Origin of the sequence: Actinoplanes sp. NPDC049118 (genome assembly GCF_040648555.1) — a bacterium.
GTDB lineage: Bacteria > Actinomycetota > Actinomycetes > Mycobacteriales > Micromonosporaceae > Actinoplanes.
The window spans coordinates 209276-225583 of the sequence record NZ_JBEZDY010000006.1; the positions used below are offsets into that span (position 1 = coordinate 209276).

Below are 16308 nucleotides of genomic sequence, written 5' to 3' on the forward strand. Positions count from 1 at the left end.
ACCGGCCGTGGAGTACCCGACCACCTTCGAGGCGCACGGGCTGCGCCTGCGCCCCTACCGGGACGCGGACGTGCCCAACCTGCTGGCCGCCTTCCGCGACCCGGACACCCGGCGCTACATGTCCGGCACCCCCGGCGAGGTCGACGCGGAGAAGGTCCGTGCCTGGGTGCACGCGCCGGCGTCCGGGCCTGACCGGCACAGCTACGCGGTCGCCGACCCGGCGACGGACGAGCTGCTGGCCGGTGCCGTGCTGCATGTGCTGCGCCGGCGGGCCAGCGCGGAGGCCGGCTTCTGGGTGTGCCCCGGCGCCCGCGGCCGCGGGGTGGCGACGGCGACGACGCGGGCGCTGGCCGACCTCAGCTTCGCGCACGGTGTGCGTCGGGTCGAGCTGTTCATCAGGGCGGACAACCCCCGCAGCCAGCGGGTGGCGCTGGCGGCCGGCTTCCGGCGCGAGGGCGAGCTGCGCAGCGTCCTGCCGGGGCCCGGCACCCAGCGCCACTCGGCGGCCATCTGGTCCCGGCTGTCCACCGACGACGGCGTCCCGGCCGCGCGGCTGCTGCCGGACCTGCCCGGCGGCGCACTCACCGACGCGGTGGTGACCCTGCGCCCGGCCGGGCCGGACGACGCCACCTTACTGTCCACGATGTACGGAAGGGCCGTTCCGCGGCACCACGCCGGCATCGAGGCGCGCTGGCTCTCGGGCGAGGGCGCCGACCTGCTCGTCGTGGAATCGGCGACCGGTGCGGTGGCGGCCGGGCTGACGCTGGAGTACCGGGACCCGGAGCTCGGGCAGGCCGTGCTGGGCGGAACGCTTGCGCCCGGCCGGACGACCGGCGCGGCCGCGGCGCGGGGCGCGGTCCTGCTGGCGGACTGGGCGTTCGGCATCGGTGTGGCGCGGCTGGCCGCCGCGGCCGCGGCCGACGACGCCCGCTGGCGGCGCGTCCTGGTGCGGGCGGGCTTCCGCCGCGAGGGGCGCCTCGTCTCCCGGCTGCCCCGCCCGGACGGGGTCCGGATCGATGAGCTGGCGTACGCCCTGCTGCCGACCGACCGGGATCGTTGATCCGCCGTTGATCGGGGCGTGGGAGGGTGTCTGCGCATCACAGACGAGCGATGGGACAAGCACCTTGACGAACGTGAACGTTGACACCCGGACCACCCTGCGGCGTGCCGTCGCGACCGCGGCGGTGGTGGCGGCCGCGGTGTTCGGGTTCGCCGCGGCGAACGCCGGGCACGACACCGCGGCGGGCGGCGCGACGCCGCCGTCGGCCGTGTCACACGCCGAAGAACCGATCGGGTGGAACAGCGACACCTCGTGCGGAATCGAGTGCATGGATTCGTAAGTCCGTCACCCGGCACCGACCCCGGCGACCGGGGCCGCGGGGACCGCGTCGAGCAGTCCCGCGGCCTCGGCCGCCTCGGGCAGGCCGAGCCGCGAGAAGATCCGGTACGCGCGCTCCAGCACCTCCCGTGCCTGCCCGGTGCGGCCGAGCTCGGACAGGGCCCGGCCGAGCACCACCAGCGCATTGCCCTGGTCGCGCTGGTCGCCGGTCTCCTCGCACAACCGCAGCGCCCGGCCGGCCTCGGCCACCGCGCGCTCCGGCTGTCCGAGCACCCGCAACGTGTCCGCCAGCCGGTATCGCGCGTGCGACTCGCGCCGGCTCAGCCCGGCGGTGGTGCACAGCGCCAGGCACTCGGTGAACCAGTCGGCCGCCTCCTGGTAGCGGTGCAGCGCGTACAGCGCCAGGCCGAGGGCGTAGCGGGCGTACGCGGTCGCGGCGTCGTCGTCGAGCTCCGTGAGCAGGGCGAGCACCCCGTGGCAGATCGGCACCGCCTCGTCCGCCCGCCCGCTGCGCACCCGGGCCATCGCCGCGTTGACCGTGGTGAACACCTCTCCCGACCGGTGACCCAGCCGCCGGGCCAGCACGATGGCCTCGTCGAAGTAGCCGGCCGCCTCGGCGTACCGGCCCAGCAGCTGGGTGATGAGGCCGAGGTCGTTGAGGGCCTGGCGCAGGACGACCGGGTCGTCCGCGGCGCGGCACGCGGCCACGGCCCGGCCTGCCTGCTCCTCCGCCTCGTCGAGTCGGGTGGCGGCCAGCGCGATGTGCCCGCACAGGAACCGGGCCCGCCCGCCGGCGCGGAGGTCCCCGATCCGCTCCGCGGCCTCGACCAGGGCCCGGGCGGCCCCGGTCGACCGGCCGTGGCGGGGATCCGGCTCGAACGGGCTGAGCGCGATGAGCAGATCGATCGCGGTCCTGACGTCCGCCGCGGCGCCGGCCCCGGCCGTCCGGGCCACCTGGCCGACGAGGGCGATGACGTTCGCCCACTCGGCGGCCGCCCAGCGGCGCGCCGCGGCCAGATCCGGGAACTCCAGCCCGGTGCCGCGGACCGGGCCGAGTGCCTGCCCGACCGGGTCCCCGGGTACGGCGTGCTGGAACGCCGCGCAGGCGGTGGCCAGCAGGAAGTCCAGCAGCCGCCGCCGCGCGCCGGGCATCTCTCCCGGGTGTGCGGTCTCGCAGGTGCGCCGGGCGAAGGAGCGCAGCAGGTCGTGATAGCGGTACCGGCCCGGTGCCGTCGATCCCAGCAGCGCCACGTCGACCAGCGCCTCCAGCAGATCCTCGGTGTGATCCGCGGCCCGGTCCAGCAGCACGGCCGCGGCGCCGACCGTGAGGTCCGGCATGTCCACGATGGACATGACCGTGAAGGCGCGGGCCTGCTCGGCGGTGAGCTGCCGGTAGCTCAGCTCGAACGCGGCCTGCACCGCGAGGTCACCGATGCGCAGCTCGTCGATCCGGCGCCGCTCGTCGGCCAGCCGCCGCCCGAGGGTGGCGACGCTCCAGCCGGGACGGGCCGCCAGGCGGGCGGCGACGATCCGTACCGCCAGCGGCAGGAAGCCGCAGGCCTGGACGAGGTCGTGGGCGGCGTCGCGTTCGGCGGCCACCCGTTCGGCGCCGATCACCCGGCCCACCAGCTCCACCGCCTCGGCGGGGTGGAAGACCTCCAGGTCGGCCTGGACCGCCGCGGGGAGCCCGGACATCCGGCCGCGGCCGGTCACCAGGACCGCGCAGCCGGCCGTGCCGGGCAGCAGCGGACGCACCTGCGCGACGCTGCGGGCATCGTCGAGCAGGATCAGCAGACGCCGCCGGTCCACCAGCGAGCGGAACAGCGCCGAGCGCGCCTCCAGGCCGTCCGGCAGCGTCTCCGGCGCGACACCCAGCGCGGTCAGGAAGCCGGCCAGGATCAGCTCCGGACCGGCCGGCACCGCGTCGCTGCCGCGCAGGTCGGCGTAGAGCTGACCGTCCGGGAACGCGTCCTGTACCCGGTGCGCGACGTGCAGGGCCAGCGTCGTCTTGCCCATCCCGCCCATGCCGGCCACCGTGGCCACCGCCAGGGTCCGGCGTGGCGTCGCGGTCAACGCCGCGCACAGCTTCGTGGCCAGGGCCGCCCGGCCGGTCGTGTCGCCCGGCTCGGGCGGCAGCTGGGCGGGCCGCGGCAGCGGCGGCGGTGCCGCGGGCTCGCCGCGGCCGGCGCCGGTCGGATCCGCGGGCGGCGGCAACGCGACCGGCGGGGGACCGGCCGGCGAGGCGACCGCCGACGGGCCCGGTCCGAGGTCGCCGTCGAGCATGCGACGGTGCAGGGCGGTCAGCTCCGGTCCCGGCTCCACACCCAGCTCGTCGACGAGCAGCTCGCGGACGGTTCGGAACACGGCGTACGCGTCGGCCTGCCGCCCGGAGGCGTACAACGCCCGCATGAGCAGCCCGTGCGGCCGTTCCCGCAGCGGCTCCTCGGCGGTGAGCATGGTCAGCTCGGGTACGCAGCGGGCGGCCCGCCCCAGGTCGATGTCGAGGTCGATCCGCTCCTCCAGCAGGCTCAGCCGCAGCTCGCCGAGCCGCTGCCGCTGCCGCTGCGCGAACGGCCCAGGTAGCCCGGCCAGCGGCTCCCCGTACCACTGCTCCAGCGCCTCGTTCATCAGGTCGCGGGCGCCGGCCAGGTCGCCGCCGGCCCGCGCCCGGTCGGCCCGGGCCGCCAGCGCCTCGACGGCGAGCGCGTCCACCGCGCTCTCCGCGACCGTGAGGCGGTAGCCGTCACCGAGCGAGATGAGCACGGCAGGCGCCGCCCGGTCGACCTCGAGGATCTTGCGCCAGCGCCACGCGTACGTGCGCAGTGTGGTCAGTGCGGCGTGCGGCGGCTCCTCGCCCCACAACGCTTCGACCAGATCGGCCGCGGTCGCCGTGCCGCCGGGGCGCAGCAGCAGCACGGCGATCATCGCCTGCTGCTGCGGACTGCCGACCTTGATAGCACCCGCGCCGCGGTAACCCCGCACCGGCCCGAGCAACGAGAACCGCAGCCCATCCAACCCCGCTCACCCCTGTCCCCCCGAACGACCAGCCAGGCTATGGCACCGCGTCACCCGTCACGGGCGGCGGGGTACCGGCGGCCCGCGCCCGCGCCGTCGAGCCGCCGTCGACGCCACGGTGATCGACGGTTGACGGGCCGTACCTAGGTTCATCGCCGGAGCGGCCAGTGCCGCCCCGGCAACGACGGGATGGACATGCGAATTCTTGTCATCGACGACAATCAGGACCTCAACTTCCGGGTGACGCGCGGGCTGCGATCGATCGGCTTCGCGGTGGACGGGGCGTTCGACCTCGCCGAGGCGGACTTCAAACTGGCCGTCAACACCTACGACTGCCTCGTCCTCGACCGCGACCTGCCGGACGGGGACGGGGCGGCGCTGATCGGCGGCCAGGGCGGGGGAGCCCGGCCGCCGGCGCTGGTGCTCACCGCCCGCAACGCGGTCGCCGACCGGGTCGAGGGTTTCGCCGCGGGCGCCGACGACTGCCTCGGTAAGCCGTTCGCCATGGCGGAGCTGGTCGCCCGGGTGCGGGCGCTGTGCCGGCGGGTTGGCGAGATCCGCCCCTCCGTCCTGCACCTGGGCGACCTCGCCCTCGACCTGTCCCGGCGCCGGGTCACCCGGCGCGGTGCCCTGCTCGCCCTCTCCGCCAAGGAGTTCGCCGTGCTGGAGCTGCTCGCCCTGCGGGCCGAGCACGTCGTCACCCGCAGCGAGCTGATCGAGCGCTGCTGGGACGAGCAGGCCGAGCCCGAGTCCAACGTGGTCGACGCCGTGATGGCGCGGCTGCGGCGCCGGCTGGGGCCGCCACCGGTGATCGAGTCGGTCCGTGGCGTCGGCTTCCGGCTGACCCCGGTCGGCGGGGTCACGGGCGGGTGAAGGTCTCCACGCTGGTCCGAGGCGGGCCGGCCAGGGTCAGAGTGCACGACGGCTCCGCCGGCGTTTCCTAGACGACGCGGTTGCGTCCGGCGCGCTTGGCGGCGTACAGGTTGCGGTCGGCGGCGGACAGGGCCGCGGCCGGGCTGGATCGCGGGGTCTCGCTCGCCTCGGCCACGCCGATGCTCACCGTGACGGGCAGGCCGCCGGTGAGGCCGAGCCAGTCGTGATCGCCGACGGCCCGCCGGATGCCGTCGAGTACCGCGGCCGCGAGGGTGACGGGGGTGGCGGGCAGCACGAGCAGGAACTCCTCACCGCCGAAACGGGCGACGAAGCCCTGCGGTGCGGCGGCGGCCAGGCCGGTCTCCAGCAGCTTCGCCACCTGCACGAGCACCAGGTCGCCGGTGTCGTGTGACAGCTCGTCGTTGATCCGCTTGAAGTGGTCGATGTCGGCGATCGCCACCACCAGGCCGGGGTCCGCCGCGATTAGGGCCGACAGATTCTCGTCGACGTAGCGGCGGTTGTGCAGGCCCGTCAGGGGGTCGCGGCGGGCCTGCTCGCGGAAGTGCTCGGCCTCCTGGCGGGCCTCGGCGGTCTCGAACATCGCGCGCCGGGTCTGCGCCCGGGCCTCCTGCTGGTTCAGGCGGACGCTCTCGTGGGCGGCGAAGAACACCTTGTGCGCCGCGAACGCCTGCGCGTAGTCGCCGCGCGCGGCGTGCAGCTCGGCCTGCTCCTCGTGCACCCGGACCATGATCTCGTGCAGTTCGCGCTCGACGCAGAGCGCGCGCGAGGCGTCCAGGCTCGCCTGGGCGCGGCCGGTGGCGCCGAGGCCGCGCTGCGCACGGGCGAGCGTGAGCTGGAATTCGGCCATGTCGTCCGCGTCGTCGCTGTACCCGGCGTGCCGCCGGGCCAGGCACAGCTGCATCGTCCGCTCGGCCTGTTCGTACTCGCCGAGCGCGACCTGGATCGCGCCGATCGTGTCCAGCGCCGTCGGGTCGAGCTCGACGCCACGCTCGTCGTAATGCTCCACCAGCCGGCGGGCCACCTCCTGAGCGCGCTTGAAGTCGCCGGCGTTGTGCTCGGCGTAGGCCCAGTTGTTGAGCACGATGCCCAGCCGGTCCCACAGGTGCGCCTCCCGCGCCAGCGCCTCGGCCTGCCGGAACCGCAGCCGCGCCGCGTCGATCGCGCCGTTGCGGCTGAGCGCGTCGGCCAGCCGGGTGCGGTTCCGGATCTGCATGAACGCGGTGGCGGTCTCGTCGAGCAGCTCGACCGCGCTCAGCGAGTGCTCCAGCTCCTTGGCCGAATCGCCGGACAGCCGCGCGATGTTCGAGCAGAGAAGGTGGGTGCGGGCCTGCAGGACGCGGTCGCCGTGCCGGGAGGCCCACTCGTGGATGCCGTACACCTCCGGGGCGATCCCCGCGATGTCGCCGCCGCGGATGAGCAGGCCGGCCTTGCAGAGGCGGGCACGCGCTATCAGTGCCTCGTCGCCGAGCACCACGGCCCGCTGTTCGAGCTCGACCACGGCGGCGGATCCGGCCTCGGCGTCCCAGATGACCTGGTCCTCGATCGCCAGCAGGGCAGCCGACAGCTCCTCCGCGCCCATCCCGCCGCCGTTCACCCGCCCACCTCCAGCCTTCTTCGGCTCACATCGGCCGTGCCGCGAGACGTTGAAGCAATCCAGCCGTGCCCCGAGTCACGCCGGGCCTCCGTCCGGTGCGTCAGTGGAAGTACTTCAGCCCGGCCACCCCGGCCACCACCAGCACCAGGGAGACGATCCGGAAGGGGGAGGCCGACTCACCCAGCGCCGTCATTCCGACGAGCGCGGTGAGAACGACGCCGACGCCGACCCACACGGCATATCCGGTTCCGACGGGTACGGAGCGCAGGGCGTAACCGAGGCCGGCCATGCTGAGAATGAGCGTGACCCCGAACACCGCGGTGGGCAGCGGACGGCTGAAGCCGGCGCTGCGGTCGAGCGCGATCGCCCACACCGTCTCCAACATGCCGGACACCACGAGAACGATCCAGGCCATGACGAACCCACCTCTGCTGGTGGTCGTCTTGTCAGGCCGGGTACGACTCACGCTCGTCCGGGATGTCCGCGATACGGCATCCGCTCCAGGTTGACAAGCCTCGGCCGCCAGATCAACACCCTGTTACGGAGGTCACCGGCCCGAAACATGCCACCGGGTGTCGGCCCGGAGGCGTTGTCGCCGCGCTCGGGGTCAGAGCTGGTCGTCCGGCTCCGCGACCGCGGTGATCAGGGTGATGAGCTGGTGCCGGAAGTGGTCGTAGTCGTCCACCGCGCCGAGCAGTTGCTCGGACCGTCGCTCCTCGAGGCGGGCCGCGGTGAGCGCGTCCATCCCCGCGGTCGTGATCTCGACCAGGGTGCGCCGGCGGTCGCGCCCGTCCGCGGTGCGGTCGACGTGACCGGTGCGGGCCAGCCGCTCGATGGTGCGGCTCATCGTCTGGTCGGTCACCCGGCACAGATGCGCCAGCTCCCGCTGGGACAGTGGTCCTCCGACGAGATGGTGCAGGACGATCAGCCCGGCGTGGGTCAGGTCCCAGCCGGCGAGGAACCTGTCGAACCGGCTCTCGACCATCCGGGCGGCGACCGACAGCAGCCGCCCGGTCGGCCAGGAGTCGACGTCGGCGCGCACCCGTTCCGCGCCGCGCGCGACCTCGTCCCCCGGCCCCTCCATCCGGACATTCTTCCATGTGGGTCGATCCGATCACCCCACCGCGACCCCGTACGGCATGCCGGTGACCGGCTCACCCCCCTCGGCCAGCGCGGCAGCGACGGCCGCGGCGGCGGGCGGGTAGGCCAGCTCCCCGAGCCCGCCGATGGGCGCCTCGGACGGCACCAGCACCACCTCGATGTCGGGGCAGTCGCCGATGCGTGCCCACGCGTAGTCGCGGAAGGAGGACTGGACGACCGCGCCGTCGCGCACGGTGATCTGGGCACGGAGCACGGTGGACACCGCGTCCAGCACGCCGCCCTCGACCTGGGCGATGACCCCGGACGGGTGTACCGGAACGCCGACGTCGACGGCCGCGGTGACCCGCAGCACCCGGCGGGCGGCCGGATCGGCGGTCACCAGCACCGCGATCGCCGAGCCGTAGTCCAGGTGGCAGGCCACGCCGCGGCCGCGCCCGGGCCCGGCGCCGCGCGACCAGCCGGCCCGCTCGGCGGCGGCGTCGAGCACCCGGCGTAGGCGGGAGTCCGCGGGCAGCAGCCGGCGGCGCAGGTCCACCTGGTCGTGCCCGCCGCGCGCCGCGATCTCGCTGAGGAAGCACTCCTCGGCGTAGCCGAACTGGCCGGCGTAGACCGCGCGCCAGAAGCCGGTGCGCAACGGCGCCGGGCGCAGCGTGACAGACACCTCGCCCGGCACCGCGTAGGGGAAGTGGTCGCCGCTGGCCAGCACGACCGCCGGGTTGCCGAACGGCGGCACCACGGTCAACGGCCAGGTCACCACCTGATGTACGCGTCGGACAGGCACGCCGTCCGGGCCGAGGGTCGCGCCGAGCCGGTGCACCGACATGGGCCGGTACGAGTCGTGCCGGGTGTCGTCCTCGCGGGTCCACCGCACCGTTACCGGCTGCCCCACGGCACGCGAGCAGGCCAGCGCCTCGAGCACCGCGTCGGACTCGATCCGCCGGCCGAACCCACCGCCGGCCAGCGTGGGGTTCACCCGTACCCGGGTGTCGGGCAGGGCGAGCTCCCGGGCCAGCTGGGTGCGCAGCCCGCCGGGGTCCTGCACCGGCGCCCACACCGTCACCCCCGATCCGGTGACGTGCGCGGTCGCGTTCATCGGCTCCATCGGCGCGTGCGCGAGCAGCGGCAGGCGGTAGACGCGCCGCACGTCGGTGCCGCCCGCGACGGGGGGCAGCGCGGCCTCCAGGTCGGCCAGCCAGGCACGGCTGTCCGCGGCCGGGCTGCCGGCGACCCAGGTCACCCGCAGCGCCTCCCGTCCTCGCAGCGCCGCGGCGGTGGAGTGCGCGACGATCGCGACACCGCCCTGCCCGGCGCCGGGCGGGGCGAGGCGTACCACCGCGACGACGCCGGGCACGGCGAGCGCGCCGGCGTCGTCCACCGCGTCGACAAGAGCGCCGATCCACGGCGGCCGGGCGACGACGGCGACCAGGCCGCCCGCGGGCGCGGACTCGGCGCCGAAGCGGGCGCGGCCGGTGACGATGTCGTGTGCGTCGGCCCGCCCGGCTCCGGTACGCCCGATGAGCCGCCACCGCTCCGGCGGCGTCAGGGTGACCGGCACCGTGCCGGGGTCCAGCGCGGCGGCGGCGCGGACCAGGGCGCGGTAGGGCAGCGAGCCGTGGCGCGGGTGTTCGACCCGCCCGCGGCGGGCGGCGCACTCCGCGGCGGGCACGCCCCAGCGCGCCGCCGCGGCGGCGACCAGCAGGCACCGGGCGGTTGCCGACGCGGTGCGCAGCGGCCCGGAGAGCAGGCGGCTGGACGTGGAGTTCGCCACCGCCTGTGAGCCGAAGGCGGCCGTGTCGCCCGGCGCCTGCTCCAGGACCACGTCGGTGACCTCGACGGCGAGCTCCTCGGCCACCAGCACGGCGGCCATGGTCCGCACGCCCTGGCCGGTGTCGGGCCTGGGTACCGTGGCCACCACCCGGCCCCGGCGGTCGACCCGGACGAACACCGTCGGTGCCAGTACCGCGCCCTCGGCGTCCGGGCCGTCGCCGGTGGCGGTCGCCGCGGCGGGTCCGGTCGCCGCCACCACCGGTACGGCCACCACCAGCGCGCCCGCCGCGCCCAGCAGGGCCCGCCGCGTGATCGCCCGCGGGGCGTTCATCGCGCGTCCCGGGCCAGTTCGGCGGCGCGGCGCACCGCGGCCCGGATCCGCGTGTAGGTCCCGCACCGGCAGACGTTGTCCCGCAACGCCGCGTCGACCTGCGCGTCGTCCGGGTCCGGGGTGCCGGCGAGCAGGGCCACCACCGCCATGATCTGGCCGGGCTGGCAGTAGCCGCACTGTGCGACGTCCAGCTCCAGCCAGGCCCGCTGCACCGGGTGGTCGCCGCGGGCCGAGAGCCCCTCGATGGTGGTGATCCGGGCGTGCTCGGACTCGGCGACCGTCCGCACGCAGGGCCGTTCGGCCGCGCCGTCGATCAGTGAGACGCATGCGCCGCATGCGCCGACGCCGCAGCCGTACCGGGCCCCGGTCAGCCCGAGCTCGTCGCGCAGCGCCCACAGCAGCGGGGTGTCGCCGGGTACCTCCACGACCCGGCGCCTTCCGTTGACGTGCAACCGGTACCGGCCCACCGCATCCACCTCCGCGCCAAGAGCATCGACATTCACCTATTGCTCAGTCTACTGAACATCGGTGATACTTCACCCCGTGGACACCGAGAATCCGGTACGCAGCGAGCGGGTCCTGCTGCTGGGCGTGCCCGCCGTCGCGCTGCTCACCGGGTTGGTGTGGCTACTCGGGCAGGGTCTGCACGACGTCACGTTGCTCCCGGACCAGGGCGCGTCCTGGTACTACTGGAAGCTGCCCGAGCCGACCACGTGGACCCGGCTCTCCGCCTGGCTCGGCTATGCCGCACACCAGATCGTGTCCTGGGCCCTGATCTGGTACGCACAGACCCGCATCCGCCGCTACACCCGCGGTCTCAAAGGGATAAACGTGGTGGCGCTCGGCGCCAACCTCGGCTTCGTCGCCCTGCACGCCCTGCAGACCCAGGTGTTCTACGACGGCCTGGCCCAGGATGTCTCGATCTTCAGCTCCCAGGGCTCCGTGGTGCTCCTGCTGGTCGTCGTCCTGCTGATGGAGAACCGCCGGCGCGGGCTCGTCGCCGGCAGGCGGGCGCCCATCCCGGCCGCCGTCGGCGACATCGCCCGTCGCTACCACGGCTACCTGTTCAGCTGGGCGGTCGTCTACACGTTCTGGTACCACCCGATGGAAGGCACCAGCGGCCACCTGATCGGATTCTTCTACGTGTTCCTCCTGCTCCTGCAGAGCAGCCTGATGTTCACCACCGCGCACACCAACCGCTGGTGGACGGTCAGCCTCGAGCTGCTCGTCGCCGTACACGGAACGCTCGTCGCCGTGATGAACTCCGGACCCGGCGGCGCATGGCCGATGTTCCTCTTCGGATTCCTCGCGGTCTTCGTGCTGACGCAGCTGCACGGCCTCGGCCTGAGCACCCGGGCCCGCCTGCTCGTCGTCGCCGGCTACGCCGCCGCGTGCATCGGCGTGTACTCCTGGCGGGGATTCGACCGGCTCGACGAGGTGGTGCGCATCCCGATGATCGAGTACCTGCTGCTCGCGGTGCTCGTCGTACTGATCTGGCCGTTCACGCTCCTCGGCCGCGGCCGGGGGAGCCGACGGCCGGCGAACCCCGAACCTTCGAAGGTAGCTGGACGCGTATAGACCGTTCCCACACCTGGAGGCACGATGTCTCGGACCGCACTGTCCACTCTCGCCCTCGCCTCGACGCTGCTCCTCGCGCCCGCCCCGGCACATGCCGCCGCCGCCGACGACACCTCGGCACCGGGCGCATACGCCGTCGGCAGCACCGACGTCACCATCACCGCGGCGGGCCGCTCCTTCGGCGCGAAGGTCTGGTACCCGGCCACCTCGGCCGGCGCGAACAAGCCGGTGGCCGCCGGCGACTTCGGGGTCGTCGCCTTCGGACACGGCTTCCTGCAGGGCGTCGGCAAATACACCTCGACCCTGACCCACCTGGCCTCCTGGGGCTACGTCGTCGCCGCACCCACCTCGCAGGGCGGGCTGTCCCCGAACCACTCGGCCTTCGCCGACGACCTCAACGCCACGCTGACCTGGTTCGTCGCGCAGGACACGACCTCCGGATCGCGGTTCGCGGGCCACATCGACCCGGCGGCACTGGGGCTGTCCGGCCACTCGATGGGCGCCGGCGCAAGCATCCTCGCGGCGGCCCGCAACCCGGGGGCCCGCTCGGTCGCCAACCTCAGCGCCGCCGAGACGAACCCGTCCGCGGCGACGGCCGCCGCCACCGTACGGATACCGGCGATGCTCGTCTCCGGAGAGCGCGACACGATCGCACCGCCGGCCGACCACCAGGTCCCGATCTACCAGGCAAAGCCCGCACCGAAGCAGCTGCGCACCGTCGTCGGCGGCAACCACTGCGGCTTCATGGACAGCAACAGCCTGTTCTGCGACAGCGCGACGATCGACCGGCCCACCCAGCAGAGGCTCACCCGCCGGCTGCTGACCGACTGGTTCCGGTACACGCTGTCCGGCGACACCTCCCGGTATGACGCGGTCTGGGGCGCGCAGGCGCAGAACGACCCCCAGGTCCGCTTCCAGGGCGTCGCCTGAGGCAGCGCCGCGGGCGGGCTACCGCGCCGGCACGGCTGCGGCCGGCACGGTGGCCGGATACCGGTCCTCCGGCCGCGGCCCGGACGCCTTCCGGAGGCGCTTCTCCTGATACATGGCGGCGTCCGCCGCGGCCGTCAGCGCGGCCAGCGACGTCCGCGCACCCGGGGGCCGGACGGCGGCACCGACGCTGACTCCCACCTCGACGGTCGCGCAGTCGAGCGTGATGGGCGCGACGATGGTCTCGCGCAGCCGGTCCACGACCCCGTCGACGTCGCCGGTGTCGGTGCCGGGCAGCAGCACGAGGAACTCGTCGCCGCCCAACCGCCCCGCCAGGTCCGGAGGGTGCAGGTGTGCGGTCAGCCGCTCCGCCACCCGGCGCAGGAGCTCGTCGCCGGCGGCATGACCCCAGGCGTCGTTGATCTTCTTGAACCCGTTGAGGTCGAGCACCAGCACCGCCAGGGCGGTGTCGCCGTACCGCTCGGCGTGCTCGGCCAGCCGGGCGCGATTGGGCAGCCCGGTCAGGCCGTCGTGCGAGGCGCGGTGTTCCAGCTCGATGCGGGTCTGCTCCAGCGTGGTCAGCTGGCGTGCGTACGCGGAGGACTGCGCACCCGTGATCAGCGCGATCAGCAGGTTCATGCCGATGAGGAGCAGCAGATCGCCGGGCTGCGTGCGGTCGGCGCCGGGCACGACCGCGACGGAACCGTAGGCCACCGAGGTCAGCAACCACACGGCCAGGGCGCCCCTGAGCTGGTGCCGGAGCGCACTCACCACGATCGGCACGGCGAGTGCCGGCGACACGGTGCCGCTGCCGCTCAGCTCGCCGAGCACGGCCGTGGCGGTGACCGCCGCGGTGTCCAGCAGAACCTGCCAGGCGCTGAGGGTGTTGTACGAGCGCCTCGCGGGATGCCGGAAGGCGATGACGGCGAGGACGTTCGCCGCCGTCATGACGGCTATGGCGACCAGGCAGCCGACGAACATCGACGGCGGAGGCTGTGTCTCCCACCCGGGCAGGAGCCCGGTGACGAACAACACGGTCGCGAGCAGACCCGCGCCGCGTGCGGTGATCGCGCATGCCTCGATGGTCCGGCGGCGCCGCAGAGTCGCTTCGACGGTTGCCTCTTGGGTACCCATCTCAGCGACATCCTCCTTGCGGCAACCCGGCCATGCTACGCAACAGCGGTCCATCGGCGGGCGTAGCCGAAACCTGAGTTCTTTCCCGTCCGTTGGGGCGGACGCTCGTCGTCCACCCCCACGTGCCGGGTCAGGCGCCGCGGACCTCGCGTGCGGCGGCGACGAGGTGGGTGAGGGACGCCTCGACCTCGGCGTATCCGCGGGTCTTCAGGCCGCAGTCCGGATTCACCCAGAGCCGTTCGGCGGGTACGGCGGCGACGGCGTGCCGGAGCGCCTCGGTCATCTCGGCCCGCGAGGGCACCCGCGGGGAGTGGATGTCCCAGATTCCGGGGCCGACTCCGCGGCCGTAGCCGGCGGCGCGCAGGTCGTCGAGGATCTCCATCCTCGAGCGGGACGCCTCGATGCTTGTCACGTCCGCGTCGAGGGCGCCGATGGCGGGCAGGACCTCGCCGAACTCGGAATAGCACAGGTGGGTGTGTACCTGCGTCGCGTCCGAGACGCCGCTGGTGGCGAGGCGGAACGAGCCGACGGCCCAGTCCAGGTATGCCTGCTGTGCCTCCCCGCGCAGCGGCAGGGTCTCCCGCAGCGCCGGCTCGTCCACCTGGATCACCCGGATGCCGGCGGCCTCCAGGTCCCGGCACTCGTCGCGCAGGGCGAGCGCGACCTGGTTGGCGGTGTCCGCAAGCGGCTGGTCGGTGCGGACGAACGACCAGGCCAGGATCGTGACGGGGCCGGTGAGCATGCCCTTGACCGGCTTGGCGGTCAGCGACTGGGCGTAGGTGGCCCATTCGACGGTGATCGGTGCGGTGCGGGCGACGTCGCCGTAGATGATCGGCGGGCGTACGCACCGGGAGCCGTAGGACTGGACCCAGCCGGACCGCGTCGCCGCGAACCCGGCGAGCCGCTCGCCGAAGTACTGGACCATGTCGTGGCGTTCCGGCTCGCCGTGCACCAGCACGTCGAGGCCGAGCCGTTCCTGCAGCGCGATGACGTGCGCCACCTCGGTGCGCATCCGCTCGGCGTAGCCGGCCTGGTCGAGGGTTCCGGCGCGTACCTCGGCGCGGGCCTTGCGCAGGTCACCGGTCTGCGGGAACGACCCGATCGTCGTGGTCGGCAGCGGCGGCAGGTTCAACAGAGCCTGCTGGGCGGCACGGTCCGGGTACGGGCCGCGCCGCAGGTGCCCGGGCTGGAGCGCGGCCAGCCGGGCGCGGACGGCGTCGTCGCGCCACGCCGCCGGTGCGGGCGGCGCCGATTCGGGCAGCGTGGCGACGCCGTCGCGCAGCGCCCGGCCGAGGGCGACGACCTCGTCCACCTTCTGCCGGGCGAAGGCGAGCCGTTGCCGCAGCCGCGGATCGAGGTCCGGTTCGGCGTTCAGGTCGACCGGCACGTGCAGCAGCGAGCACGATGTGGACACGGCGACGTGGTCGGCCAGGCCGGTGAGGGTCGCGCCGCGTCCGGCGGCGGCCCGCAGGTCGGTGCGCCAGACGTTGTGGCCATCGACCAGGCCGGCGACGATCGTCCGGCCCGGGATCGGCCCGGCCGCGGCGAGACGTTGCAGGTTCGCCGACCCGGCGACCAGGTCCAGGCCGACGGCCTCGGCCGGGGTGCCGAGCAGGGCCGGCAGGGCGTCGCCGAGCTCGCCGAAGTAGGTGGCGACGAAGATCTTCGGCCGGTGGGTCAGCCCGGCGAGCCGGGCGTAGACGGCGCGCAGCGCGTCGATCTCCTCGACCGTGCGGTCGGCGGCGTACCCCGGCTCGTCCAACTGCACCCAGCCCACGCCGGCGTCGGCGAGCGCACCGAGCAGCCCGGCGTACGCCGTCACCAGGTCGTCGAGGCGGTCGAACGGGCGGAAGCCCCGCGGGCAGCCGTCGGCCGGCTTCGCGAGCAGCAGGAACGTGGCCGGGCCGACCAGCACCGGCCGGGTCGCGATGCCGAGCGCGGCGGCCTCGGCGTACTCGCCGGCCGCCTTGCCCGGCCGCGCGGCGAAGACCGTCTCCGGGCCGATCTCGGGTACGAGGTAGTGGTAGTTCGTGGCGAACCACTTCGTCAGTTCGAGGGCCGGTTCGGCGTCGACGCCGCGGGCCATCGCGAAGTAGGTGTCCAGCTCGGACAGGCCGAGCCGGCGGAACCGCCCGCCGCTGACACCGGGTCCCGGTCCGGGCGAGCCGGCCCGGGTCACCCGAGGGGCTCCACCTCGGTGTCGACCGGACCGGTTGAGTTCAGGATGTCCAGGGCCCGCTGCGAGACGACGAGCTCGTTGGCCTTGTCGATGGCGAAGTCGTCCACGCCGACCCGGCCGTCGATCACCAGCTCGATGAACGGTGGGATCTTCCGTCCGGGATACATCTCGTCGAAGTCCTCCGAGGTGGTCACCTCCATCTCCCGGGTGTGGAATCCGGTGAGCCCGGCCTGCTGGAACCGGTTGGCGAGCGTCGTGGTGGCGGCGAACGCCGGATGGGCGGTGATGAGCTCGTCGCCGAGCCAGCCCTCGAACTCGTACTCCAGGTGGGTGACCCGCGGCTGGTCGCCGCTGTGGTCCAGCACGGTGTTTTCACCGAGGCCGCCCGGCACTTCGGGACGGACGACGTAGAACTGCATCGGCGAGTCCTCTCGAGATTGCGCAGCGGA

At 74.1% G+C, this 16308-nt stretch carries 14 protein-coding genes and 1 riboswitch; of the genes, 5 read left to right on the plus strand and 9 right to left on the minus strand.

What is annotated here, in order from left to right; translation table 11 throughout:
• Positions 1-7: 7 nt before the first annotated feature.
• Both AB0B58_RS11720 and AB0B58_RS11725 read left to right on the plus strand, forming a co-directional pair.
• Complete coding sequence (locus tag AB0B58_RS11720) at positions 8-1060, plus strand: GNAT family N-acetyltransferase (protein ID WP_360221563.1); 1053 nt, start codon at positions 8-10, stop codon at positions 1058-1060.
• Positions 1061-1133: 73 nt separating this feature from the next.
• Positions 1134-1340, plus strand: coding sequence for a hypothetical protein (locus AB0B58_RS11725; RefSeq protein ID WP_360221566.1), 207 nt, complete (start codon positions 1134-1136; stop codon positions 1338-1340).
• 5 nt (positions 1341-1345) lie between these two features.
• Here the strand turns inward: AB0B58_RS11725 and AB0B58_RS11730 are convergent, their stop codons facing one another.
• On the minus strand, positions 1346-4354 hold the full coding sequence (locus tag AB0B58_RS11730) for a BTAD domain-containing putative transcriptional regulator (protein WP_360221569.1): 3009 nt from the start codon (positions 4352-4354) through the stop codon (positions 1346-1348).
• Positions 4355-4549: 195 nt separating this feature from the next.
• Here AB0B58_RS11730 and AB0B58_RS11735 point away from each other — a divergent pair, with 195 nt between their 5' ends.
• A complete protein-coding gene (locus AB0B58_RS11735; RefSeq protein WP_360221572.1) occupies positions 4550-5227 on the plus strand; it encodes a response regulator transcription factor in 678 nt (225 codons plus the stop codon).
• A 67-nt stretch (positions 5228-5294) separates the two neighbouring features.
• On the opposite strand, the gene AB0B58_RS11740 is transcribed toward AB0B58_RS11735, so the two are convergent.
• From AB0B58_RS11740 to AB0B58_RS11760, 5 genes are all read right to left on the minus strand, one after another.
• Positions 5295-6842, minus strand: coding sequence for a GGDEF domain-containing protein (locus tag AB0B58_RS11740; RefSeq protein ID WP_360221575.1), 1548 nt, complete (start codon positions 6840-6842; stop codon positions 5295-5297).
• A 100-nt stretch (positions 6843-6942) separates the two neighbouring features.
• Positions 6943-7257, minus strand: coding sequence for an SMR family transporter (locus AB0B58_RS11745; RefSeq protein WP_360221578.1), 315 nt, complete (start codon positions 7255-7257; stop codon positions 6943-6945).
• Positions 7258-7274: 17 nt separating this feature from the next.
• Positions 7275-7341, minus strand: a riboswitch (guanidine-III (ykkC-III) riboswitch).
• Positions 7342-7449: 108 nt separating this feature from the next.
• A complete protein-coding gene (locus tag AB0B58_RS11750; protein WP_360221581.1) occupies positions 7450-7926 on the minus strand; it encodes a MarR family transcriptional regulator in 477 nt (158 codons plus the stop codon).
• Between the two features lie 30 nt (positions 7927-7956).
• Positions 7957-10041, minus strand: coding sequence for a molybdopterin cofactor-binding domain-containing protein (locus tag AB0B58_RS11755; RefSeq protein ID WP_360221584.1), 2085 nt, complete (start codon positions 10039-10041; stop codon positions 7957-7959).
• The gene (locus tag AB0B58_RS11760; protein WP_360221587.1) at positions 10038-10544 is read right to left on the minus strand and encodes a (2Fe-2S)-binding protein; all 507 of its coding nucleotides are present in this window, start codon (positions 10542-10544) and stop codon (positions 10038-10040) included. The genes AB0B58_RS11755 and AB0B58_RS11760 overlap by 4 nt, the downstream gene beginning before the upstream one ends.
• 40 nt (positions 10545-10584) lie before the next feature.
• Between AB0B58_RS11760 and AB0B58_RS11765 the strand changes: the two genes are divergently transcribed.
• Both AB0B58_RS11765 and AB0B58_RS11770 read left to right on the plus strand, forming a co-directional pair.
• Positions 10585-11619, plus strand: coding sequence for a hypothetical protein (locus tag AB0B58_RS11765; protein WP_360221590.1), 1035 nt, complete (start codon positions 10585-10587; stop codon positions 11617-11619).
• 24 nt (positions 11620-11643) lie between these two features.
• A complete protein-coding gene (locus tag AB0B58_RS11770; protein WP_360221593.1) occupies positions 11644-12549 on the plus strand; it encodes a chlorophyllase/cutinase-like alpha/beta fold protein in 906 nt (301 codons plus the stop codon).
• Between the two features lie 18 nt (positions 12550-12567).
• Here AB0B58_RS11770 and AB0B58_RS11775 read toward each other — a convergent pair whose 3' ends face one another.
• From AB0B58_RS11775 to AB0B58_RS11785, 3 genes are all read right to left on the minus strand, one after another.
• A complete protein-coding gene (locus AB0B58_RS11775) occupies positions 12568-13680 on the minus strand; it encodes a GGDEF domain-containing protein (protein WP_360221596.1) in 1113 nt (370 codons plus the stop codon).
• Positions 13681-13810: 130 nt separating this feature from the next.
• Complete coding sequence (metE, locus tag AB0B58_RS11780) at positions 13811-15859, minus strand: 5-methyltetrahydropteroyltriglutamate--homocysteine S-methyltransferase (protein ID WP_360221599.1); 2049 nt, start codon at positions 15857-15859, stop codon at positions 13811-13813.
• Positions 15856-16278, minus strand: coding sequence for a hypothetical protein (locus AB0B58_RS11785; RefSeq protein ID WP_360221602.1), 423 nt, complete (start codon positions 16276-16278; stop codon positions 15856-15858). Before AB0B58_RS11785 ends, metE begins: the two co-directional genes overlap by 4 nt.
• Positions 16279-16308: the final 30 nt, after the last annotated feature.